We start from the raw sequence: 20,122 nt of genomic DNA, 5'->3' as shown, positions 1-20,122 counted from the left end.
GCCTTCGAGCGTGTTTTTCGGGCGATGATGCGTCACGCGTCCGTCCGGATGTCCGCGATGTCGTCGAGGGGGATGCGGGTGCGGACGACGGTGACGGTGCGGGCCGCGAGGTCGATGTCGCTGACCAGGCCGCGCGCGGTGACGTACGCTTCGCCGTCGTAGTGGACGATGCACGCCATCTCGCGCCGTTTCAGCTGGGAGAGCTTTCGCGACAGCTCGAGCGCCTGCTCGTCGGTCAGCTCGCGCTTCGGCTCTGCCACGCGCTCGCGCTCGCGGATGAGGTCGTAGTAGCCTTTGAGCGCGGCGAACGGCATGAACTGCTGCGCGCGGTCGGCGCGGGGTCGGCGCTCAGGCATGGTGCCCTCCGATCTGCTCGTTGCGCTCGCGCGCCGTGGCCTTCTCTTTCAAGCTGGTGCCGCGCAGAAGCGCGTTCTTGCCGAAGCGCCCCTTCACGGCCAGCACGGCCTGCTGCAGGCGATGTTCCTCGGCCTCCGCTTCCACGTCCGAGAACAGGTCCATCGTGGCGAACTCCTCGGGGAGCACCCCGCCGACGCCCACGTTGATGCGGCGGATGGGCGCGTCTTTGCGCGTGGTCTCGTCGAACAGGTCGAGGAACCGCGGCATGAGCTTCGAGTAGAGGTTCGTGCGATCCGCCTGCCTGCGCGTGGAGCCGGTGTGAGAGAAACCGCGGCGGCCGCTTGCGGGGCGCCTGCCGTGGCCGCCGTCGAAGAACGCGCCGTCCGATTCGCCCGCACGCTCGCCTGGACCCTTCGCGTACCCCACGTACAGCGATATCGATCCGGCGACCAGACGTTTCTCCACGAGATCGAGCACCAGCTGATCCACCATCTCGCGCAGCACGTCGCGCGCTTCCTCGAACGAGTAGTCGCACGGCAGCACCTGGCCGTTGCCCAGAGAATGCCCGCTCGGCTCGTAGGCGTGGATGTCGGCGATGGTGCACGGCTCGACGCCGTGGGCGTGGTCGATCAGATACTCCGCGTTCACGCCGAACTCGCGGTACAGCGTGGCCTCGCTCATCTCGCATACGCCGCGCAGGTCGTACACCGCGTACTTCGCCAGGCGCCTCGCGATGCCCGGGCCGATGTTCCAGATATCGGTGATGGGCCGGTGGGTCTGGATAGTGCGCTCGAACTCGGCCTGGTCGAGAAAGCCGATGCAGTCCCGGGCGTGCTTCGCCGTGATGTCGAGCGCCACTTTCGCCAAGAACAGGTTCGGCCCGACCCCTGCCGTGGCGCGCACGCCCGTCTCGGCCAGCACCGCCTCCATGAGCATGACGGCGAACTCCCGGGCGCTCGTCCGGTACAGCGACAGGTACGGCGTCGCATCGATGAAGCATTCGTCGATGGAATAGGGATGGACGTCCTCGGGCGACACGAAGCGCAGGTAGATGGAGTAAATGTCGGCCGACGCCTCCATGTAGCGCTGCATGCGCGGCTTCGCCATGACGTAGTCCACGTTCTCGGGGATCTCGAACACGCGGCAACGGCTGGACAGGCCGAGCGCCTTCATGGACGGCGTGATGGCCAGGCAGATGGTCTTCTCCGTGCGGTCGGGATCGGCCACGACGAGGTTCGCCGTCAGCGGGTCCAGCCCGCGGTCGACGCATTCGACGCTGGCGTAGAAGCTCTTCAGATCTATGCACACGTACGTGCGCTCCATCGCGCCGACCCCTCCCCCGTTCAACTAGCACACTTGTTCGTTTAGTATAGCACGTCCAACGCGGAGCCGGAGGAGCCGCTACCGCTTTCACACCGAGATCGGCTTCGTTGCGGGCCCGTCGAGGACGTTGCCGTCCGCGTCGAAGCGCGACCCGTGGCAAGGACAGTCCCACGAGTCCTCGACGTCGTTGCGCTCGAGGCTGCATCCCATATGCGAGCACCGCTTCCCCGGCTTCACCAGGTTCGCCGTCGAGGTGCCCAAATTGGAGAACAGCGCGACGTTCAGCATGGAGCGCTGCGGGAAGAACAGGTCCTCGACGGGGCTCTCGCCCGTCGCGATCAGGTCGGCAATGGCCTTCGCCGCCACGTACGACCCGGTCATCCCCCACTTGCTGAACCCGGTTGCCACATACCAGCGGGGGTTCTCACGTCGGTGCACGCCGATGTAGGGCATGCCGTCCAGGCTCATGCAGTCCTGCGTCGCCCACGCGCAGCACTCGACGCAACCCGGGTACGCCGCGTCCGCGAACGTGCGGATCGCGCGGTAGCCTTCCTCCGACCCCGGCCCCTTGCCCGTGCGATGGCCCCCGCCGCCCACCAGAAGGAAATCCTCGTAGGTGCGGAAGGAGAAGCCGCCGCCCTCGCCGATGAACATGCCGTCCACAGCGGGGGCGTCCTTGAGCGCAAGCGCGTAGGAACGCTCCTGGTGGAGCTTCATGAAATAGAGTCCCGGGATGTTGACCAGGGGGTAATGGGTCGCGAACACGATGTGCTCGGCAGTGATGGAGCCCTCTTGCGTGCGCGCCGTGGTTCCCGACACCTCCGAGACGAAGGCGTTCTCGTACACGTCGACCGACGGCGCCAGCCCGTAGAGCAGCTTGAGGGGGTTGAACTGCGCCTGGCGCTCCATCCCCAGCGCTCCTTTGTTCGCGATCGGCACCGGCGCGCTCGGCAGGACATGATGCGGGATGCCCAGCTGCTCGTAGGCGGCGAGCTCGCGCTCCAGACCCTCCGTCGACTCCTCGGCGTACACGTAGGCGGTCTTCTCCTCGAAATCGCAGGGGAAGGCGTCGCTCAGCTGCCGAAGCCCCGCCACGGCGGCCTGGTTCGCCTCGTAGTACAGCCGCGCGTTCTCGGCGCCGTGCTCCCTGATCAGCCGGTCGTACACGAGGTTGTGCTGCGCGGTCACCTTCGCCGTGGTGTTCTGCGTGACGCCCGACCCGACGAGGCTCTGCTCGACCACCGCGCACGAGCAACCGGCCCGGCCCAGCAGGTAGGCGCACAGCATGCCCGCCATGCCGCCGCCGATGACCAGCACGTCGACGGATACGTCTCCGTCGAGCGTTTTCGCGATGCCGTCGGGCCTCGGGGTGCGCTCCGCCCATAGAGAGGTCATGGTAAACCCTTTCGCTTCGGTTTCGTCTATTTGCCCGAAAACGATAGCCCGCAACGGCGGCGGATCGGCCGTTCGGGCGCGAAGCGTAGGGCGCTCATTGACGAAGGGTTGACCGCGCGAAGCACAGCCTCCCGCGCAAGGACTCCCCTCCCTCGCCGAGCGTCACTCCTCTTCCAAATACGCCCCCGTCTGGCGGCTCCAGAGGTTCGCGTACTCGCCGCCCTGCTCGATGAGCTGGGCGTGCGGGCCGTCCTCGGCCACCTTGCCGCCGTCGAGCACCACGATGCGGTCGAGGCTGGCCACGGTGGACAGGCGGTGTGCCACCACGATGGACGTGCGCCCGCGCATGAGCGTTGCCAGCGCGTCTTGCACCAGCTGCTCGCTTTCGGAGTCGAGCGCGCTCGTGGCCTCGTCCAGCACGAGCACCGGGCAGTCGGCCAGAAGCGCCCGCGCGATGGCGATGCGCTGACGCTGGCCGCCCGACAGCTTCACGCCGCGCTCGCCCGTGACGGTGTCGAAGCCCTGCGGCAGCCGCTCGATGAACTCCAGCGCGTTCGCCTGGCGCGCCGCTTCGCGGATCTGCTCCATCGTGGCGTCGGGCCGCCCGTAGGCGATGTTCTCGGCGATGGTGCGATGGAACAGCAGCGCCTCCTGCGGCACGTAGGCGATCTGGCGGCGCAGCGACTGCTGCGTCGTCTCGGCGATGTTCTGGCCGTCGATGAGGATGCGCCCCTCCTGGATGTCGGACAAGCGCAGCAAAAGCTTCGTGAGCGTGGTCTTCCCCGCCCCGCTCGTGCCCACGAGGCCCACGCGCTGGCCTGCGGGGATATGCAGCTCGAAGTCGTCGAACACGTGCGTGCACGCGTCGCCGTCGGTGTACCAGAAGTCGATGCCCTCGAAGTCGATGGCGCCCTCGCGCACCTCGAGCTCCGGCGCGCCGGGCTTGTCGTCCACGAGGCGCGGCTCGTCAAGGATGACGGTCATGCCGCTCGCGTCGCCGAACGCGCGGTTGAAGCGCTGCAGCCCGTTGTTGATGAAGTTGAACTGGTTCGTCACCGTGTAGGTGTAGGTGAACATCACCACGAGCGTGCCGGGCGTGATACCGTACCACGCGTTGCCGCCCGCGATGAACACCGCCACCACGCTCATAATGGCGATGGTGATGCACGCCGTCACGATGCCGCGCGTCAGCGACGCCCACATGCGCTTCGAGTCGCGCGCCACCACCTCGCGGTTCGCCTGGTCGAACAGCCCCCGCTCGTAGTCCTCGCGCCCGTAGGTCTTCACCGCCAGGATGTTCGCCACCGAGTCGGACAGCTCGCCCGACAGCTGGTTCTGCGCGCTGGCCGCCTGCTCGTTGAGGTGCAGGATGCGCTTGTACATGTAGTACGACACGCCCGCGTACACCGCCAGCAGCACCATGAGGATGGCCACGTACACCGGCACGCGCGGCGCGAGGATGGCACAGGTGAACACCACCGAGCAGATGACCGGCAGAAACGGGAACGTGATGGTTTCCAGCAGCAGCTGGTAGGCGCTCATGAACTTCGTCGTCTGGCTGACCAGCGTGCCGCCGAAGCGGTTTGAGTGGAACGACATCGACTGGTTCGACAGCGCGTCGAACGACATGGTGGCCAAGTCGTAGGACGCGGCGATCTCCAGCCGGTACATCGTGTAGTCCTGCACCTTGCTGGCCGCCTGGCCGGCCACGTTGATGAGGATGAGCGCGGCGATGTAGGGGCCGAACACCGAGAACACCTCGTCGGGCGCCACCGAGCCCGCGCTCACGCGATCCACCACGAGGCTCATGACGTAGGGGTTGCCGTACGAAAGCAGCGCCACGAACAGAAACGTCGCGGTCATGAGCGCGGCGAACAGCCCGATGTGCTTACGGGTGACCAGCCAGAAGTAGTAGAGCGTGCGACGCGTCGTCGACGGAGCACCGGTTCGTGCCATGCGGGATTCCTTTCTCTTTTCTCAGCACGATTATGCCACAAGAAGGCAAGGCCGGGGGGCGTGCCGCGGGCCTTGACAAGGAAGCCGCAGGCCCTACCCTACGAGCTTGGACGACTCTACCTGCTCGACGTACCAGGTCATGAACTTGGCGAGGGGTTTGCGCAGCACGAGGCCGATGAGCGCCGCGGGGATCAGGAACAGCAGGAGCAGCCCGATCTCCGTCCAGAAGTCGGCGCCGTAGGTGCCGAACATGGCCGCCCGCATGGCGTTCACCACGTGCGTGGCGGGAAGCCAGGGGCTCAGGGCCTGCACGAACGGCGGCAGTAGCTGCAGCGGGAACGACCCGCCGCACCCCGTCACCTGGATGATCAACAGCAGCACCGCCACGGCCTTGCCGAGGTTCGCGAACGCCGCCACCAGCGCGTATATCAGGAACGTGAACACGAGGCCGGCTATCCAGAAGCACAGCATGAACAGCGCGGGCTCGGCAACCTGCACCTGCAAGAACAGCAGGTTCCCCAAGCCCATCACCGTGGTCTGCGCGAGCGACAAGAACGCCAGCACGCCGAAGCGCCCCATGAACAGCTGGCGCGGCTGCGGGTCGGACAGCTGCTCGCGGGTGCGGTCGGAAACCGTCGGCTTCACCACCACGAGGATCAAAAGCGACCCGATGAACAGGGCGAGCGTCGTGTACAGCGGGGCCATGGCCGAACCGAAGTTCTCAGCCGGGAACACGGCCTCGCGCTCGATGCCCACCGGCGCTGCGAGCGCCTTCGACAAGAGCTGCGCGTCGGCGCCCAGCACCGCGCGCAGCGCGTCCGCGTCGCCCGCGACCAGCGCCTCGTCCACGCCGTCGGCGAGCGTATCCAGCTCGCGCGCCGTTTCGCGCAACTTCTGCGCCGCCTCGTCCACCTTCGCGCGCGCATCGCCCAGCACGTCGGCGGCCGACCCTGCGGACGCGGACAGATCGGCGCCCGACGAGCGCAGACCGTCCAGGCCGTCTCCCATGTTAGCCGCAAGCACGCCCGCGCTGTCCGCGAGCTGCTGCAAGCCCGGCTTGAGCCCGCTGTCGAACGAGGCTGCGAGGTCGTCGGAGGCCTGCCGCGCCTCAGCCGCAAGCCGTTCGACCTCCGCGCGCTGAGCCTCCACGTCGGCGTTTCCAGCCTCCAGCCTCTCGGCTGCGGCGCCCAGGTTGTCGCGCATGCCCTCCATAAGCGAGACGACGGCGCTCATGCGCGCGATGACGGCGTCGAGCGCCTGCTGGGCATCGGAAGGCAACGAGCCTCGCAGCTCCTCGAGCTGCTCTATGGCGCTACGGTACCGCGCGATCTGCGCGTCCACAGCTTCGGCCTGGCCCCGCAGCCCTGCCGCGCCCTGCGCGGCACCGGTCGAGGCGGCGTCGAACAGCGCCCCTGCGGAGGCAGACACCTCGTCGAAGCGCGCGGCAGCACCGTCGAGTGCGCCCGCAAGGTCGTCGACCGACCCTTTCACGGCCGTCACCAGGTCGGAGGCCGACGTAGAGCCCTGAGACGATGCGGCGTCGAGGCCATCGACCCCGTTTTGCGCTGCGACTACCAGCTTGCCCGAGTCGCTCGCGAGCGTCTGCGCAGCGCCGGCCAGCGACGAATACAGTTCCAGCACCGACGCCATCCGTTCGGCTTGCGCTCCCATGTCGCGCACTTTCCCCGACACACCCGCAATGCGCCCGCCCACGTCTGCCTCGTCGGCGTAGGCGGACATCGACTCGGCGATGCCCAGCGCCACTTCTGACAACGTCTGGGCGAACACCTCGTTCACCTGGTACGATACCGAATCGGCACCTTGATCGGTGATCTTCGGCGCAATAGCGCTCTTCTTCTCGTTGGCGTAGTAGACGATACGGGCGTGCTGCACGTCCTCGGAGTAGAACGTCAGCATATCCTTGCTGAACCCCGCGGGGATGACCACGGCCGCGTAGTAGCGTCCCGACCGCGCGCCGTCCACCGCGTCCTCCTCGGTGGTGAACGTCCAGTCGATCTGGTCATTTGCTCGCAGAGCCGACACCACCCGCTCGCCGATGTTCACGCGCAAAGGCACGAGATCGCTCTCGTAGCCGTCGTCGACGTTCGCTACCGCCACCGTCAGGTTGCCCGTGTTGTCGAACACGTTCCAACACGCGATGACGTTGTACCACGCGAAGATCGACGGCATCACCACGAGCCCGATCACGATGATCACGCTCATCGCGTTCGCGAACAGCCGCTTGAAGTCGCTGCGCACGATGCGGATCACGTTACCCACGGACGACGCCCCCTTCCGCATCCTGCGCTTCATGCGCGTCGGAGGCGCAGGCCGCGGCGGGCGCCGGATCACCGGACGCCTCGTCGTCGGACGAGCGCACCATGCGGTCGCGCGCGCCGCCCAGCTCCAACAGCCCCTCGTCGCTCATACCTTCGAGCCTCATCTGGCGTTCGAGCCCCGCGCGCAGGCTCTCCACCACCACGAGGAACACGAACACCACGACGAGCCAAACCAGCCACGCCGTGAGCAGCTGCACCTTCTCGGCCGGCGTGAGCGAGAACACCACCGCAAGCGCCACGGGCACCGAAAGCCCCAAGGCCAGCGCACCGCGGATGAGACGCGGGTACCATCGCTCGAAGCGCTCCATGCGCGCCCGCAGCTCCTCACGATACTCCTCTTTGTCAGACAACGCTCTGAACAGCTGCGACACGCGATAGGGGCGCGCGGGGATCTCCACGTCCTCCCCGTTGAAGATGCCGCTCTCGCGCACCTGGCAGGCCACCATGCGGTTGACGTTCGCCATGAGCGGCCGCACGAGGATGCCGAACGCCATGAACAGCGCGAAGAATAGCGCGAGCATCCCCAGGGCGTCGACGTACTGCGATCCGTAGAAGCCGAAGATAGCCTCGCGCATGGCGGCGATGCCGTAAGTGAAGGGGAAGAACGGGTAGACGGCCTGGAAGAAGCTCGAGGTCATCTCGATGGGATACAGCCCCGTCGCGCCGGGGATCTGCGCGAACACCAGCACGATGCAGATACCCTTGCCGATATGCTGCAGGGTAACCGACAGCGCGTAGATGATGCTGAGATAGGAAAGGGAGGCCACGATGGCAGCGAAGAAGAGCGCGGGAGCGTTCGCCGCCTGCACCCCGATGGCCAGCACGCCGGCGCAGCAGATCGCCGCCTGCAGCACCGCCATCGCGGCCAGCAGCAGGAAGCGCCCCAGGTAGCGCTGCGTGACGGTGAGCTTGCGCACGCCTTCACCGTCCACTTCCTGCTTCATGATGACCAGCAGCATGAACGCGCCGATCCAGAACGTGAGGTTCATGAACAGCGGAGCCATGGCCGAACCGTACGCGTTCAGCTCGTACAGCTGCTCGGTGACCAGTTCGGTGGGCGAGCCCATGAAGTCGGCGATTTTGGCCGCGTCGAGGCCGTCCTCGCCGAACGCCTTCGCGAGCGCTCCCGATTCGCCGAGCGACAGCACGTCGGTCTGCACGGTGGACAGGCTTTCCTCCAAATCGGCAAGGATGCCGTCGGTCTGGCCGAGCGCCTCACGCGCGGCGACGAGCGTGGAGGTCAACTGGCCGATCGCCAACTCGGTCTGGTCGATCAGCAGACGTTGGTTCGACACGGCGGCCGCGAGCGAAGACGAAACAGCGCTCAGCTGCGCGAGGCTTCGGTTGACGGTGGGAACCGTATCGCCGAACAGGCCGTCCGCGTACGCCCCCGCTGCATCGGCCGCGCCCTGCACCGATCCGTCGAAGGACGTTCCCGCTTGGGACACCGCGCGCGCGAGATCGCCCGCTTGCCTGTTCGCCGCGTCGAGAGCGTCGAGCGTCGCCTGCGCGTCGGCCGCACGCTGGTCGAGCGCATCGGCGACCGCGACGAGCGGCTCTTTGGCCGCATCGCCTTCGGGCAGCGCCTGAGCCGCCTGGCGCACCTGGGCGGCCAGCGCCTTGCTCTCCTCGGCGGCGGCGCGGCCCTGCGCGATGGTCGCGCCGATGCCCGCCTGCGCCTCGCCCGCCGCCGCGGTCATGCTGCCGACGGCGCCGTTCGCTTTCGAGGACGCTTCCGACACCGTGCGGATCGTCTTGTTCACGGCGGGCATCGCCGCCGAGGAAAGCTCCGCGGCCTCGCCCTGCAGCTGGGAGGTCAGGTTCGCGATGGCCGCGAGGGCGTCGCCCGCCGCGGCGATGTCCTCGCGCGCCCGTCCGAGCGCGTCTTTGGAGCCGGCAGCCTTGGCCTGAGCTTCGTCGGTGGCCGCGACGATCCCGTCAAGCGTGGCGCGCGCCTCGGATATCGCCTGCACCGCGCCCGCCACTTTGACCGCCGCCCTCGCCTTCGATGCGTCCAGCGCGTCGTTCGACTCCGCCAACGCTCGGTCGACCGCGCCCACGGCCACATCGCTCACCGTAGAGACGAAGGTGGAGTTGATCGTCTCGTCAAGGGTGCTCGCGCCCGTGTCGGTGATCTTCGGCGCCACGGGCCCCGTCTTCTCGTTCACGTAGTAGGCCAGCTCGGGCTGCACGAAGTCGCCGGTGGTCAGCGACAGCAGCCGCTCGGTGAAGTCTTCGGGTATGACGAACGCAGCGTAGCTCGCGCCCGCATCGAGCTCGTCCATGGCGGTGGCGCGATCGACGAACGCCCAGTCAAGCTGCTCGTTTTCGCGCAGCTCCTCCACGATCATATCGCCCACGTGCAGCTCGCCGGTCAGCTCGCTGGAAGCGCCGGCGTCCTCGTTCACCACGCACACGCGCAAGTTGCCCGTGTTGTCGTAGGGGTTCCAGAAGCCGACCACGTTGTACCAGGTATACACTGAAGGCAGCACGAGCAGCGCGATCACCACCACCAGCGCGCAGGGCGCCTTAAGCAGGCGCAGCACATCGCGCTTGAATACGCGCAGTACGTTACCCATTGCCCGTCGGACCCCTCTCATCGCTCGCTCGAAAACAACCCGAACAATGATACCTCCTCCGTTGACACTCCGTCAGCCCCGATTGACGATCCAACCCCTTCCGTCAATCGCACGCCGCGCCACGTGCGGCCGAGGACGCGTTCGACAAAGAACGCCAAGGCGTGCGATATCGAGCAGGCGACCGGCGAGCCTCCCGTCTGCGGCGCAACCGGCATGGCAACCCCACAGGTGCGTCTAGAGCCGCGATACGCTGGAATCATGGGGCTCGCAAGCGCGCGGTACGACCAACGACCCATGACCGAGCGGGCCCTGGCTCCATGACCCGCAGCCACAGGCATCACGCCCCACGGCCCGCAGGCTTGCGCGCTTCGATGACTTGGCTGCGCAAGCCCGACGTCCGATTCTGGCAGGAATCGACGTGATTCCGTCGCGTGGGGCCTCGGCCGTTTAATCTTGTTTGCTTGAAAACCGTTGACCTGGGAAAACATCGACACGCTCTCATCGCGTCATCTCCACATTGGGACAGGCGCTTCTCCAGCGACGGAATCCTGTCGATTCCTGCCAATTTCGACATGATCCATCGCGCGCCTGGCCGTCGGCTCCTCGGCACCCGCAAACGATACCAGTTTTTCATGCGAATCCAACGCCGTTTCCACGTGCGTCACCTCTCGATCCAATGCCGATTCCACGCGCGTCGCTCCTCGATCCAGCACGGATCGCATGCGGATCTTGTGCCGTTCCAACGCGGTTGCCACGCCCGAAAATAGTTGTATCATCTGGTATAACTCCGTGTTACACTCGCGCCATGCGCATCGTGCTCGCTTACATATCGGCTCTCGATTTCTGGCGCTCCGCCCTCAGCGACGAGGGCTCGGCGCGTATGGCATGCCGAGCCCGGATCCTTCCCGATCGCGCGCCGCACGCGTTGGCGGTACAATCCCATCCGCTTGCACAGAGCGGCGCTTCGTCTTTCCCCGTGCACCTGCTCGCGCACGGAAGCCAGAGGAAAGCGTCGGACATTCTCGTCGTCCACCAAGCAAAAGACCTGCCCGACGGATCGCTGCGTCAGATCGTGATTCCCGGCAGCGACGAACCGCTTCTTACAACAAGCCCCGAACTGACTTTCGTCCATATGGCGTCCTTGTTGAGCTTTCCCCGCACGGTTCACCTCGGATACGAGCTATGCGGAACCTTCGCCCCGGACGAAAGCAAGCCGTACGGGGTCAGAGACCGAAAGCCTCTCACTACGCCGGCTAAATTGGCCTCGTATCTGAACAAGGCCGAACGCATGAAAGGCGCGAAACGGGCGCGATCAGCGCTTCCCTACATCTTGGGCATGTCGGCCTCCCCGCGAGAATCGACGCTGGCCGAGCTGATCACGCTCCCCTGCCATCGTGGAGGAAGCGGAATCGAAAACCCCGAGATGAACGCCGTCATCCCTATCAGCTCAAGCAACCGCTGGGCCACCGATCGCTCCTCGTTCCGATGCGATCTCCTTTGGCGCGATCAGGGTGTGGCCGTCGAATATGACAGCACTCTGTGCCACACCGGCGCCGAACGCATCGCCAACGACGCCTCGCGGAGAAACGCGCTGGAATCCCTCGGCCTCACGGTGGTAACCGCAACCTGGCGGCATGTGACGAACTATAAAGAATACAATCGATTCGCACGCATTCTTGCGAAGCACCTAGGGACGAGAATACGCCCGAACTGCCCCGATTACCCGAACAGGCAGCTCGCCCTCCGCTCAGAGCTTCTTCGCTGAAGCGAGGCGAGCGGCAGGATCGCAACGTTTCGGCAGGAATCGACGGGATTCCGTCGTTGAAGGAGCGCCTAACCCGGCACAGGGACCCAATGATGGGAGCGCTCTCCCGTTTTCCCAGGACGACCTTTTCATGCTTGCACAAGATAAGCCAGCCGGCGCTCCCTCGCGACGGAATCCCGTCGATTCCTGTCAAAATCGGGCATCGAGCTTGCGCTGTCGAGCCATCGGGGGTATGCACCCTGCCCACATGCGCGCCGGCTGCGCCGTGCACGGCGAACCCCCTTGCACCGGCTCCGCGTCCGAAAACGGAAGCGGCCCCGACGTGTCGTCGGGGCCGCAGGAAGAGACCTTGCGCGATACGCAAGCGTCCTTTTCCGCCCTACGCCTCCAAGCGTTTCGCGATGGCCAGAATGAAGTCGCGGGTGCTCAGCTTCTTCGGGTTCGGCAGCGTGGTGATGAGCGCGAGGTCGCCCGTCATCTCGCCGGCCTCGATGGTGTCGAGCGTGGCGCGCTCCAGCTTGTCGGCGAACGCCACGAGGTCGTCCAGGCCGTCCAGCTCGCCGCGCTTGCGCAGCGCACCCGACCACGCGAAGATGGTGGCCACCGAGTTCGTGGAGGTCTCCTCGCCCTTGAGGTGCTTGTAGTAGTGGCGCTGCACGGTGCCGTGCGCGGCCTCGTACTCGTAGTAGCCCTGAGGGCTCACCAGCACCGACGTCATCATGGCGAGCGAGCCGAAGGCGCTCGACACCATGTCGCTCATCACGTCGCCGTCGTAGTTCTTGCAGGCCCAGATGAAGCCGCCGTCGGCCTTCATCACGCGCGCCACGGCGTCGTCGATAAGCGTGTAGAAGTACTCGATCCCGGCTTCCTCGAAGCGCGAGGCATACTCGGCGTCGTAGATCTCCTGGAAGATGTCCTTGAAGCGGTGGTCGTACTTCTTCGAGATGGTGTCCTTCGTGGCGAACCAGATGTCCTGTTTGATGTCGAGGGCGTACTCGAAGCAGCTGCGGGCGAAGCTCTCGATGGACGCGTCGAGGTTGTGCATGCCCTGGGCGATGCCGGGGCCGTCGAACTTCTGCACCAGCTCGCGCGTCTCGGAGCCGTCTGCGGCGGTGTACACGAGCTCCACCGTGCCGGGACCGGGAACGCGCAACTCCGTGTTCTTGTACACGTCGCCGTAGGCGTGACGCGCGATGGTGATGGGCTTGACCCAGTTGCGCACGCACGGCTCGATGCCCGCGACGGTGATGGGCGTGCGGAACACGGTGCCGTCCAGCATGGCGCGGATGGTGCCGTTAGGGCTCTTCCACATGCTCTTGAGGTCGTACTCGTCCATGCGCGCGGCGTTCGGCGTGATGGTGGCGCACTTCACGGCCACGCCCAGGCGCTTGGTCGCCTCGGCGGAATCGACGGTCACCTGGTCGTCGGTGGCGTTGCGATGCTCCAGGCCCAGGTCGTAGTACTCGGTCTTCAGATCGATATGCGGAAGCAGCAGCTCGTCCTTGATCATCTGCCAGATGATGCGCGTCATCTCGTCGCCGTCCATCTCCACGAGCGGCGTGGTCATCGCTATTTTCGCCATAGTCAACCTTTCCGTGTCCAAAGGGCCGTCTCTCCCCCGTTTTCCCATACCCGCACATGATACTCGTCGAAGCGGGCGCACGACGCGCGGGAAAGCGATTTCCAGCGCAACGCCAAAAAGGAAGCCTCTTCGCCGCAGCAGCACTACATCAGGCCCTCGCCCGATCGTCGGAGGCCAGCGCCATGTAGCCGTCTTCGAGGGTGGGCTCGACGGGCTGCGACCCCGCGGGCGGCGCGGCGCTCACGATGCGGTAGCGTGTGCCCTCAGCCGTGGTGGCTGCGTTCACCACGACCGCGCCCGTCGGCGGCGCCATGAGCGGCGGCGTGAGCCACGTGCGTCCGTGCGCGCCGTCGATGAGGCCCGCCGTTGCGCCGTCGTAGCACAGTCGGCCCGATCGCAGAACGCACACGTAAGGGCAGGTCTGCGCCACGTCGTCGAGGATATGGGTGGACAGGATCACCGTGCGGTCGGCTCCCAGCGTGGCGATGAGCGTGCGGAATCGCATGCGCTCCTCGGGGTCGAGCCCGGCCGTGGGCTCGTCCACCACGAGCAGGCGCGGGTCGCCCATGAGCGCCTGCGCGATGCCCACGCGCCGCCGCATGCCGCCCGAGAAACCGCCGATGCGCCGGCGGCGAACATCTGCCAGCCCCACGCGCTCGATAAGCTCGTCGGCCTGGCGGCGGCGCTCGCGCTTGTCGTCCATACCCTTGAGGATGCCCACGTAGTCGAGGAACTCCGGCGGCGTGAGGTTCGGATAGGGCTCGATGTCCTGCGGCAGGTATCCGAGGGTCTTCTTGAGCGCGCGGCGGTTGCGCGGCTCGGCGATATCGCGGCCGTCAACCAGCACGTGCCCGCGGGTGGGGCTCACGATGCCGCACAGGATGCGCATGAGCGTGGTCTTGCCGGCGCCGTTGGGGCCGATGAGCCCGATCATGCCCGAAGGCAGGTCGAGCGTAAGGTCGTCGAGGGCGCAGGGCTTCTTGTCGAAGTCCTTGCCCAGGCGGTCGAGGGAGATGAACATGGGAGTCCTTTCTATGCGGAGCGGAGGCTCGTCAGTGACGGCGGTACGAGCGCCTGCGGGCGACGGCCGCGGCCGCGGCCAGAAGCGCCGCCGCAACGGCGAACTAGAACACGAGCAGGGCCAGCGCTTCGAAAGGCGCAGCGGCGGGAGCCGGCCCCTGATAGTCGAGGAGCGGCTGGGATCCGAAGAACGCCTGCGCGAGCGGGTCGCTCGCGATATGGAACTGCACGCCGCCGCCGGAAGCCGGAACGCCCTTGAACGAACATGCGAACAGCGTACCCAGCCATGCGGCGACGGAGACGATGCGCGCGACGATCCTCGGCAGTAACGAGCCCGCCAGCGCCGACAGCGCCGCAGCAACAAAGGCAGCGGGAAGCACCACCCCGGCGAACAGGACTATCGCCTGCAACGGAGCCCAAACGTTGCCGTGCAGCATCTGCCCGGCCGCACAGAACAGCAACAAGGCGGCCGAAGGCGATGTCATCACGGCCAGAGCGCCCGCAACGCGTGCGACCGTCAGCTCCATCGGCCTTACGGGGGCGGAGGCCTCGACTTCCGAGATGCCCAGCCGCTCGGGCTCGGCGGCAAGGTCGGTGAAGGCGGCAGCGTAGGCGACGGGCGGCAGCATGGCCAGCATCTGCGCCAAGAACACGAGGTCGGCGACGTCTCCCGTCTCGAAAGGAAGCCCGGTATTCACCGCCACTCCCATCGACAGCAGCGCCAGCAGCAGCGACGCAACCCATATCGCGCGCTGCCGGGCAGCCATGCGTGCATGGATCACCGCCAACGACAAGAATCTCATCGCGCACCTCCCAGCTTCCTCCACACGCGCTCGGGCGAGCCCAAGGCGCGCCATGCGCACGCGCCGACGGCGAGCAGCACGAGCAACGGCAACCCGCGCTGCAGCGCCGGCATCGACGCCGTGTTCGGATCCCATATCAACGCGAAGAACAGCCAGACGAGCATCACGACGAGCGTCGTCGCGCGCGTCGACCCGGAAAGCGCCGCCGCATACGCGACCAGCACCATGAGAGCTGCCCCGCCCGCCGGCGAAAGCGCGCCGACCCAGCCGGCGTCGCCGTAGATCGCACCTGCGAGATGCAACGGCGCGAACAGCGCGAAGCCGCCGGCAACGGCCGCGACCAGCAGCACGGCCGCGCGCAAGGTCTGCACCGCACGGAACTCCGTCGGCGTGGACGCATGCAGTTCCACGAGCGCGTCGCCCGTGAACACGGCCGCTGCGCACATGCCCGCGGCGGCGGCGTAGAGCGGCATGATCCCCAGCATGGCGAGCGCGGCCGACGCCGGTCCCGCCGCCAGCGCCCAGCACGAACCCGCGATCGCGACAAGCGCCGCCGTCGCGAGCGGCACCGCGATCCCCACGACCCTCACGCGCCGCGCCTGCGCGTCCAACAGCGCCCACCATGCGCCCGATGCCGAGCCGCCGCGAGCGGCCCTATCCGAAGCACCCATGCGAAACCTCCTAGAATACGTCTCTCGCCCACCGAGCATCATGCCGACTCCAAGCGGGCGATCGTCGCCCGTCGCGCCGTGGCAACCGCCGCCGCCAGCAAGGCGCAGCCCGCGGCCAACACGACCTCGGGCCCGATCGCGCTCTGCAACCCGGCCAGCGCCGCCGCCATCCCTCCGTCGGCCGCAGCGCGCCCGACCGGCGCCGCCAAGGCCGCTGCCGCAGCGCCCGCGACGCCCGCCGCCCATGGCGAGCCGGTCCACACGGAGACGAAAGCCGAGACGCCCGCGACGGCGGCCAGCGGCGCCAGCCACGACAGCACCACGGCGCCGAAGCCAAGCGGCGCGCCCCACCAGGCGAACGCCGCCGAAGCCGCAAGACCCGCGAGCGCATCGACGCCCAGCACCGTCGTCAAGCGAGCGAGCAGCACCGTCTGCGGCCCCAGGGGCATGGCCAGCGCCAACGCGTCGGCCGCGTCGGTCGAGAGCGCCGCCGTCACGGTGATCGCCACGCCCAGCAGCAGAAGCGTCGAGAACCACCAGGGAGCCGCGCCTGTCGCGCCGGCGGACACCGCGAAGCACGCCGCGCCCGCAGCCGCCGCAGCTATGATCAGCGCCGCCGGCAACACCGCGCGCGGCACCACGCGCACCTGGGCCCTCGCCAGATCCGCCGCAAGTCGCGCGCTCTTGAGCACCGACCAGGCGGGCGCGTCGAAAGCCGACGGCTCAGCCGCGATGCGCGCCGCGATACGCGCGAACGAAGGCGCGCCAGCGGCGCATTCCCGCTCCTGTCGGCTCAGCGCCTGTTTCATAGCGGCGCTCGCCACGTCCGGCCGTTCTTCCCTCAAGCTCATAGCCGACCTCCCAACGTCTCCTGCATCAGCGCACGCGCACGGGACACGCGCGACTTCACCGTGCCCACCGGCACGTCGGTCACCTGCGCGATCTCCGCATACGGAAGCTCGTGCAGCCAGGCAAGCCGCACCGTCTCGGCCAACGCGGCCGGAAGCGCGTCCAAGGCGGCCATGATCTCGCCGATTCCCGCCTGCGCTATGAGCGCGTCCGACGGGTCGCCAGCTTCGTCGGCCAGCTGCGTCAAGTCCTCGTCGAGCGGAAGCTCCTCCGGCCGGATCCGCCGCATGCGCATGCACGCCTGACGCTTTGCGATGCCCAGCAGCCACGTGAGCACCCGGCTGTCACCCCGGAACGCCGCGGCCGAGCGCCAGCATCCCAGCCATACGTCCACCGCCGCCTCTTCGGCCGCCCCGCGGTCGCCCAGGCGCGCCGAGACGAATGCGAACACGGCGGGCGCGTACAGGCTATGCAATTCCTCCAACGCGCCTTCGTCCCCGCGCGCGATGCGCGCGAGCGCCGAGCGCGCCAGCGCATCGTCCGCATCCTGCTCGCCCATGCCACCGCCTTTCGTCTTGTCGCTGCCGATCGCCTTCAACCCCTTAGTAGCGCCGAGAAGCCTCGAGGTTCACCAGTATGGGATGTTTTTCGAAAAAAGGACCCGTCCTGCGGAAACCGACCGCTCCAAGACGCGGAACGGGCCCGGAACAACCGTTCCGGGCCCGTTCCGGAGCCCTGCAGGGAAATCGCGCTCATCCAGAGGCATCTATCGACGCGCCTTCATTCGCCCAGCTCCTCGAAGAAACCCACGCGGAAGTTTTTGAACACGGCCTCGCCCTCTTCCTGGGTAGCGTCGAGGTCGACGTCGGCCTGGATGGCGAAATCGTGGTCGCCCTCGGGATCGCTGAATATCTGGCGCACATGCCACACGTGCTCGGCCTGCTCGTCAGCTTCGTCGATGGAAAGGAAGGCTGCGGAGCGCGCGTCGGCGTCGATGGCGATCTGCCCGTGCGCCTCGAAGTACGCGTCGAGGGCACGCTGCCAGCGCGGCTCGCCGCAGCCCCATTCCGCATCGAGCCTGCCCAGCTCGGCCGCACGTCCCTGCGAGGCCAGCCGCACGCGCTGGAACAGCGCGTTGCGCACGAGCACGGTCAGGCCGCGACGGTCGTGCACCACGACGTCGCCCGCCGTCGGCGGCGCGACGTCCACGGCCGCGCCCGCGCTCTCCCACTCGTCCACGAGGCTCGAGTCCACCGAGCGCACCACGAAGCCGAGCCACGCGATGACGTCCGCCAACCGCTCGTCGCGCTTGTCCGCCGGCACCGTGCGATCGAGCACGCGGTAGGCGTCGGACAAGTAGCGCAGAAGCGTCCCCTCCGAGCGCGCGATGCCGTAGCGCTGCACGTAGCCCTTGAAGTCCGACGCACTCTCCAGCATGTCGCGCAGCACCGACTTCGGCTCCAGCTGGAAGTCGCGCGCCCACGGCACCTCCTGGCAGTAGCGCTCGAACGCCGCGTCCAGCAGCTCCTCCAACGGGCGCGGGTACGTGATCTCGGCGAGACGCTCCAGGCGCTCCTCGTACTCGACGCCGTCGGCCTTCATATCCTGCATGGCCTTGTCGCGCGCGGCGCGCTCCTGCGCGCGCAGCACCTGCCGCGGGTTCTCCAGCGTTGCCTCGGCCATGGAGATGACGTCGAGGGCGAACGAGTCGCTCTCCGGGTCCAAAAGCTCCAGCGCCGCCAGCAGAAACGGCGACAGCGGCTGGTCGAGCGCGAAGTCCTCCGGCAGGTCCACCGTGCATGCGTACTCGACGACGCCCCCTTCGCCCTCCACCTGCTCGATGACGTCGGCGCTGGTCAGCGTGTCGAATATCTCGTCCGTGCGCACGACGAGCGCCCGCTTCTCCTCGTCGGTCTGAGCCGAGTCGTCGATGAGCTTGCGCACGCGGCCGTACGCGTCGCCACCCTGCACGACCTCGGACAGCACCATGGAATGGGTGATCTTCATGCGCGGCTTCAACGTCTCGGGCACCGCCGCGATGAGGCGCTCGAAGGTCTGCTTGTTCCAGGTGACGAAGCCCTCGGGCGGCTGCTTCTTCTTGACCTTGCGGATCTTCTTCGGGTCGTCGCCCGCCTTCGCCATGAGCTTCGCGTTCTCGATGTCGTGCTCGGGTGCCTCGGCGATCACCATGCCCTCGGTGTCGAAGCCCGAGCGCCCCGCGCGGCCCACGATCTGATGGAACTCGCGAGCGCGCAGGCGGCGCATCTTGTAGCCGTCGAACTTCGTGAGCTGCGTGAGCACCACGGTGTGGATGGGCACGTTGATGCCCACGCCCAGCGTGTCGGTGCCGCAGATGACGGGCAGGAGGCCCTGCTGGGCCAGCTTCTCCACGAGCAGTCGGTAGCGCGGCAGCATGCCCGCGTGGTGCACGCCCACGCCGCTCGCCAGCAGGCGCTTGAGCGTCTTGCCGAACGCCGTGGTGAAGCGCGTACCCTTCACGGCGTCCTTGACGAGCTCGCGCTGCTCCTTGGAGGCCACGCCGTAGCTCGACAGTGCCTGCGCGGTAGCCAGCGCCGCGTCCTGCGAGAAGTGCACGAGGTACAGCGGCGCCTCGCCCTTGCGCAGGGCCAGCTCCACCGTGCCCTCGAGCGGCATCTCCACGTACTCGTACGACAGCGGCACCGGGCGCGGCGCGTCGGCGACGACGTCCACGTCCGTGCCCGTGCGCTCCTTGAGCGACGCCGCGATGGCGCTGACGTCGCCCAGCGTGGCGCTCATGAGGAGGAACTGCGTCTTCGGCAGCGTGAGCAGCGGCACCTGCCACGCCCAGCCGCGATCGGCGTCGCCGTAGAAGTGGAATTCGTCCATGGCCACGCAGCCCACGTCGGCGGCCTCGCCCTCGCGCAGCGCCTGGTTGGCCAGGATCTCGGCCGTGCAGCAGATGACGGGCGCCTCGGCGTTGATGTGCGCGTCGCCCGTGATCATGCCCACGTTCTCGCGGCCGAGCACCTCCACGAGGTTGAAGAACTTCTCACTGACCAGCGCCTTGATGGGCGCCGTGTAGTACGAGCGCTTCCCCGTGGCCAGCGCCATGAACTGCATCCCCAGCGCCACGAGCGACTTGCCCGAGCCCGTGGGCGTGCCGAGGATCACGTGGTCGCCCACCATGAGGTCCATGAGCGCCTCCTCCTGGTGGGACCACAGCTCGATGCCGCGCGCGGTCGTCCAGTCGAGGAAGCGGTCGAGCGCCGCGTCGGGCGAAAGCCACGGCTCGGGCTCCGGCTCACCCTCGGCAGGCTCCCACCACGCGGGCGCGAGCCGCCCCAGCGACCCGTGCGCGAAAGCCGCGTCCTCGGGTTCCGACGTTTCTTCTGCTGCGCGCTCGACCATGCGGGAACGACCTCCAGAAATCAGGGATGACGATAAGGTTCCATTCTACCCGCAACCGCCGCCTTCGGACGGCCGCGAACGGGAAAAGAACAC

14 protein-coding genes are annotated in these 20,122 nt (G+C 67.3%); 1 reads left to right on the top strand and 13 read right to left on the bottom strand.

Annotation, left to right across the window (positions count from 1 at the left end; translation table 11 throughout):
• Positions 1–32: 32 nt before the first annotated feature.
• From ELEN_RS07330 to ELEN_RS07305, 6 genes are all read right to left on the bottom strand, one after another.
• The gene (locus ELEN_RS07330; protein WP_009304388.1) at positions 33–356 is read right to left on the bottom strand and encodes a YolD-like family protein; all 324 of its coding nucleotides are present in this window, start codon (positions 354–356) and stop codon (positions 33–35) included.
• Positions 349–1,680 (bottom strand): Y-family DNA polymerase, encoded by a 1,332-nt coding sequence (locus ELEN_RS07325; protein WP_009608574.1) that lies wholly within the window; start codon positions 1,678–1,680, stop codon positions 349–351. The genes ELEN_RS07330 and ELEN_RS07325 overlap by 8 nt, the downstream gene beginning before the upstream one ends.
• 87 nt (positions 1,681–1,767) lie before the next feature.
• Positions 1,768–3,075: an FAD-dependent oxidoreductase gene (locus ELEN_RS07320; protein ID WP_009608576.1), complete on the bottom strand. Its 1,308-nt coding sequence runs from the start codon at positions 3,073–3,075 to the stop codon at positions 1,768–1,770.
• Between the two features lie 162 nt (positions 3,076–3,237).
• Positions 3,238–5,031 carry an ABC transporter ATP-binding protein gene (locus ELEN_RS07315; protein ID WP_009304391.1) on the bottom strand — a complete coding sequence of 598 codons (1,794 nt, stop codon included), beginning with the start codon at positions 5,029–5,031 and terminating at the stop codon, positions 3,238–3,240.
• Between the two features lie 93 nt (positions 5,032–5,124).
• On the bottom strand, positions 5,125–7,311 hold the full coding sequence (locus ELEN_RS07310) for a YhgE/Pip domain-containing protein (protein WP_009304392.1): 2,187 nt from the start codon (positions 7,309–7,311) through the stop codon (positions 5,125–5,127).
• On the bottom strand, positions 7,304–9,949 hold the full coding sequence (locus ELEN_RS07305; protein ID WP_015760571.1) for a YhgE/Pip domain-containing protein: 2,646 nt from the start codon (positions 9,947–9,949) through the stop codon (positions 7,304–7,306). The genes ELEN_RS07310 and ELEN_RS07305 overlap by 8 nt, the downstream gene beginning before the upstream one ends.
• Before the next feature lie 805 nt (positions 9,950–10,754).
• Here ELEN_RS07305 and ELEN_RS07300 point away from each other — a divergent pair.
• Positions 10,755–11,714, top strand: a complete 960-nt coding sequence (locus tag ELEN_RS07300) for a hypothetical protein (RefSeq protein ID WP_009304394.1) — start codon at positions 10,755–10,757, stop codon at positions 11,712–11,714.
• A 379-nt stretch (positions 11,715–12,093) separates the two neighbouring features.
• Here ELEN_RS07300 and ELEN_RS07295 read toward each other — a convergent pair whose 3' ends face one another.
• From ELEN_RS07295 to ELEN_RS07265, 7 genes are all read right to left on the bottom strand, one after another.
• Positions 12,094–13,296 carry an NADP-dependent isocitrate dehydrogenase gene (locus tag ELEN_RS07295; protein ID WP_015760570.1) on the bottom strand — a complete coding sequence of 401 codons (1,203 nt, stop codon included), beginning with the start codon at positions 13,294–13,296 and terminating at the stop codon, positions 12,094–12,096.
• A gap of 148 nt (positions 13,297–13,444) precedes the next feature.
• Entirely contained in the window at positions 13,445–14,317 is an 873-nt protein-coding gene (locus ELEN_RS07290) for an ABC transporter ATP-binding protein (RefSeq protein ID WP_015760569.1), read from the bottom strand.
• Between the two features lie 103 nt (positions 14,318–14,420).
• Entirely contained in the window at positions 14,421–15,119 is a 699-nt protein-coding gene (locus tag ELEN_RS07285; protein ID WP_015760568.1) for a hypothetical protein, read from the bottom strand.
• Positions 15,116–15,790 (bottom strand): hypothetical protein, encoded by a 675-nt coding sequence (locus ELEN_RS07280; protein ID WP_015760567.1) that lies wholly within the window; start codon positions 15,788–15,790, stop codon positions 15,116–15,118. Before ELEN_RS07280 ends, ELEN_RS07285 begins: the two co-directional genes overlap by 4 nt.
• A gap of 38 nt (positions 15,791–15,828) precedes the next feature.
• Positions 15,829–16,641, bottom strand: coding sequence for a hypothetical protein (locus ELEN_RS07275; RefSeq protein ID WP_015760566.1), 813 nt, complete (start codon positions 16,639–16,641; stop codon positions 15,829–15,831).
• Positions 16,638–17,198 carry an RNA polymerase sigma factor gene (locus tag ELEN_RS07270; RefSeq protein WP_015760565.1) on the bottom strand — a complete coding sequence of 187 codons (561 nt, stop codon included), beginning with the start codon at positions 17,196–17,198 and terminating at the stop codon, positions 16,638–16,640. Before ELEN_RS07270 ends, ELEN_RS07275 begins: the two co-directional genes overlap by 4 nt.
• Before the next feature lie 221 nt (positions 17,199–17,419).
• The gene (locus tag ELEN_RS07265; protein ID WP_015760564.1) at positions 17,420–20,029 is read right to left on the bottom strand and encodes a DEAD/DEAH box helicase; all 2,610 of its coding nucleotides are present in this window, start codon (positions 20,027–20,029) and stop codon (positions 17,420–17,422) included.
• Positions 20,030–20,122: the final 93 nt, after the last annotated feature.

The sequence above is a fragment of the Eggerthella lenta DSM 2243 genome (assembly GCF_000024265.1).
In the GTDB taxonomy this organism is placed as follows: Bacteria; Actinomycetota; Coriobacteriia; order Coriobacteriales; family Eggerthellaceae; genus Eggerthella; species Eggerthella lenta.
Note: the sequence above shows the minus strand (reverse complement) of the source record. Positions and strands in the feature narration are given on the sequence as shown.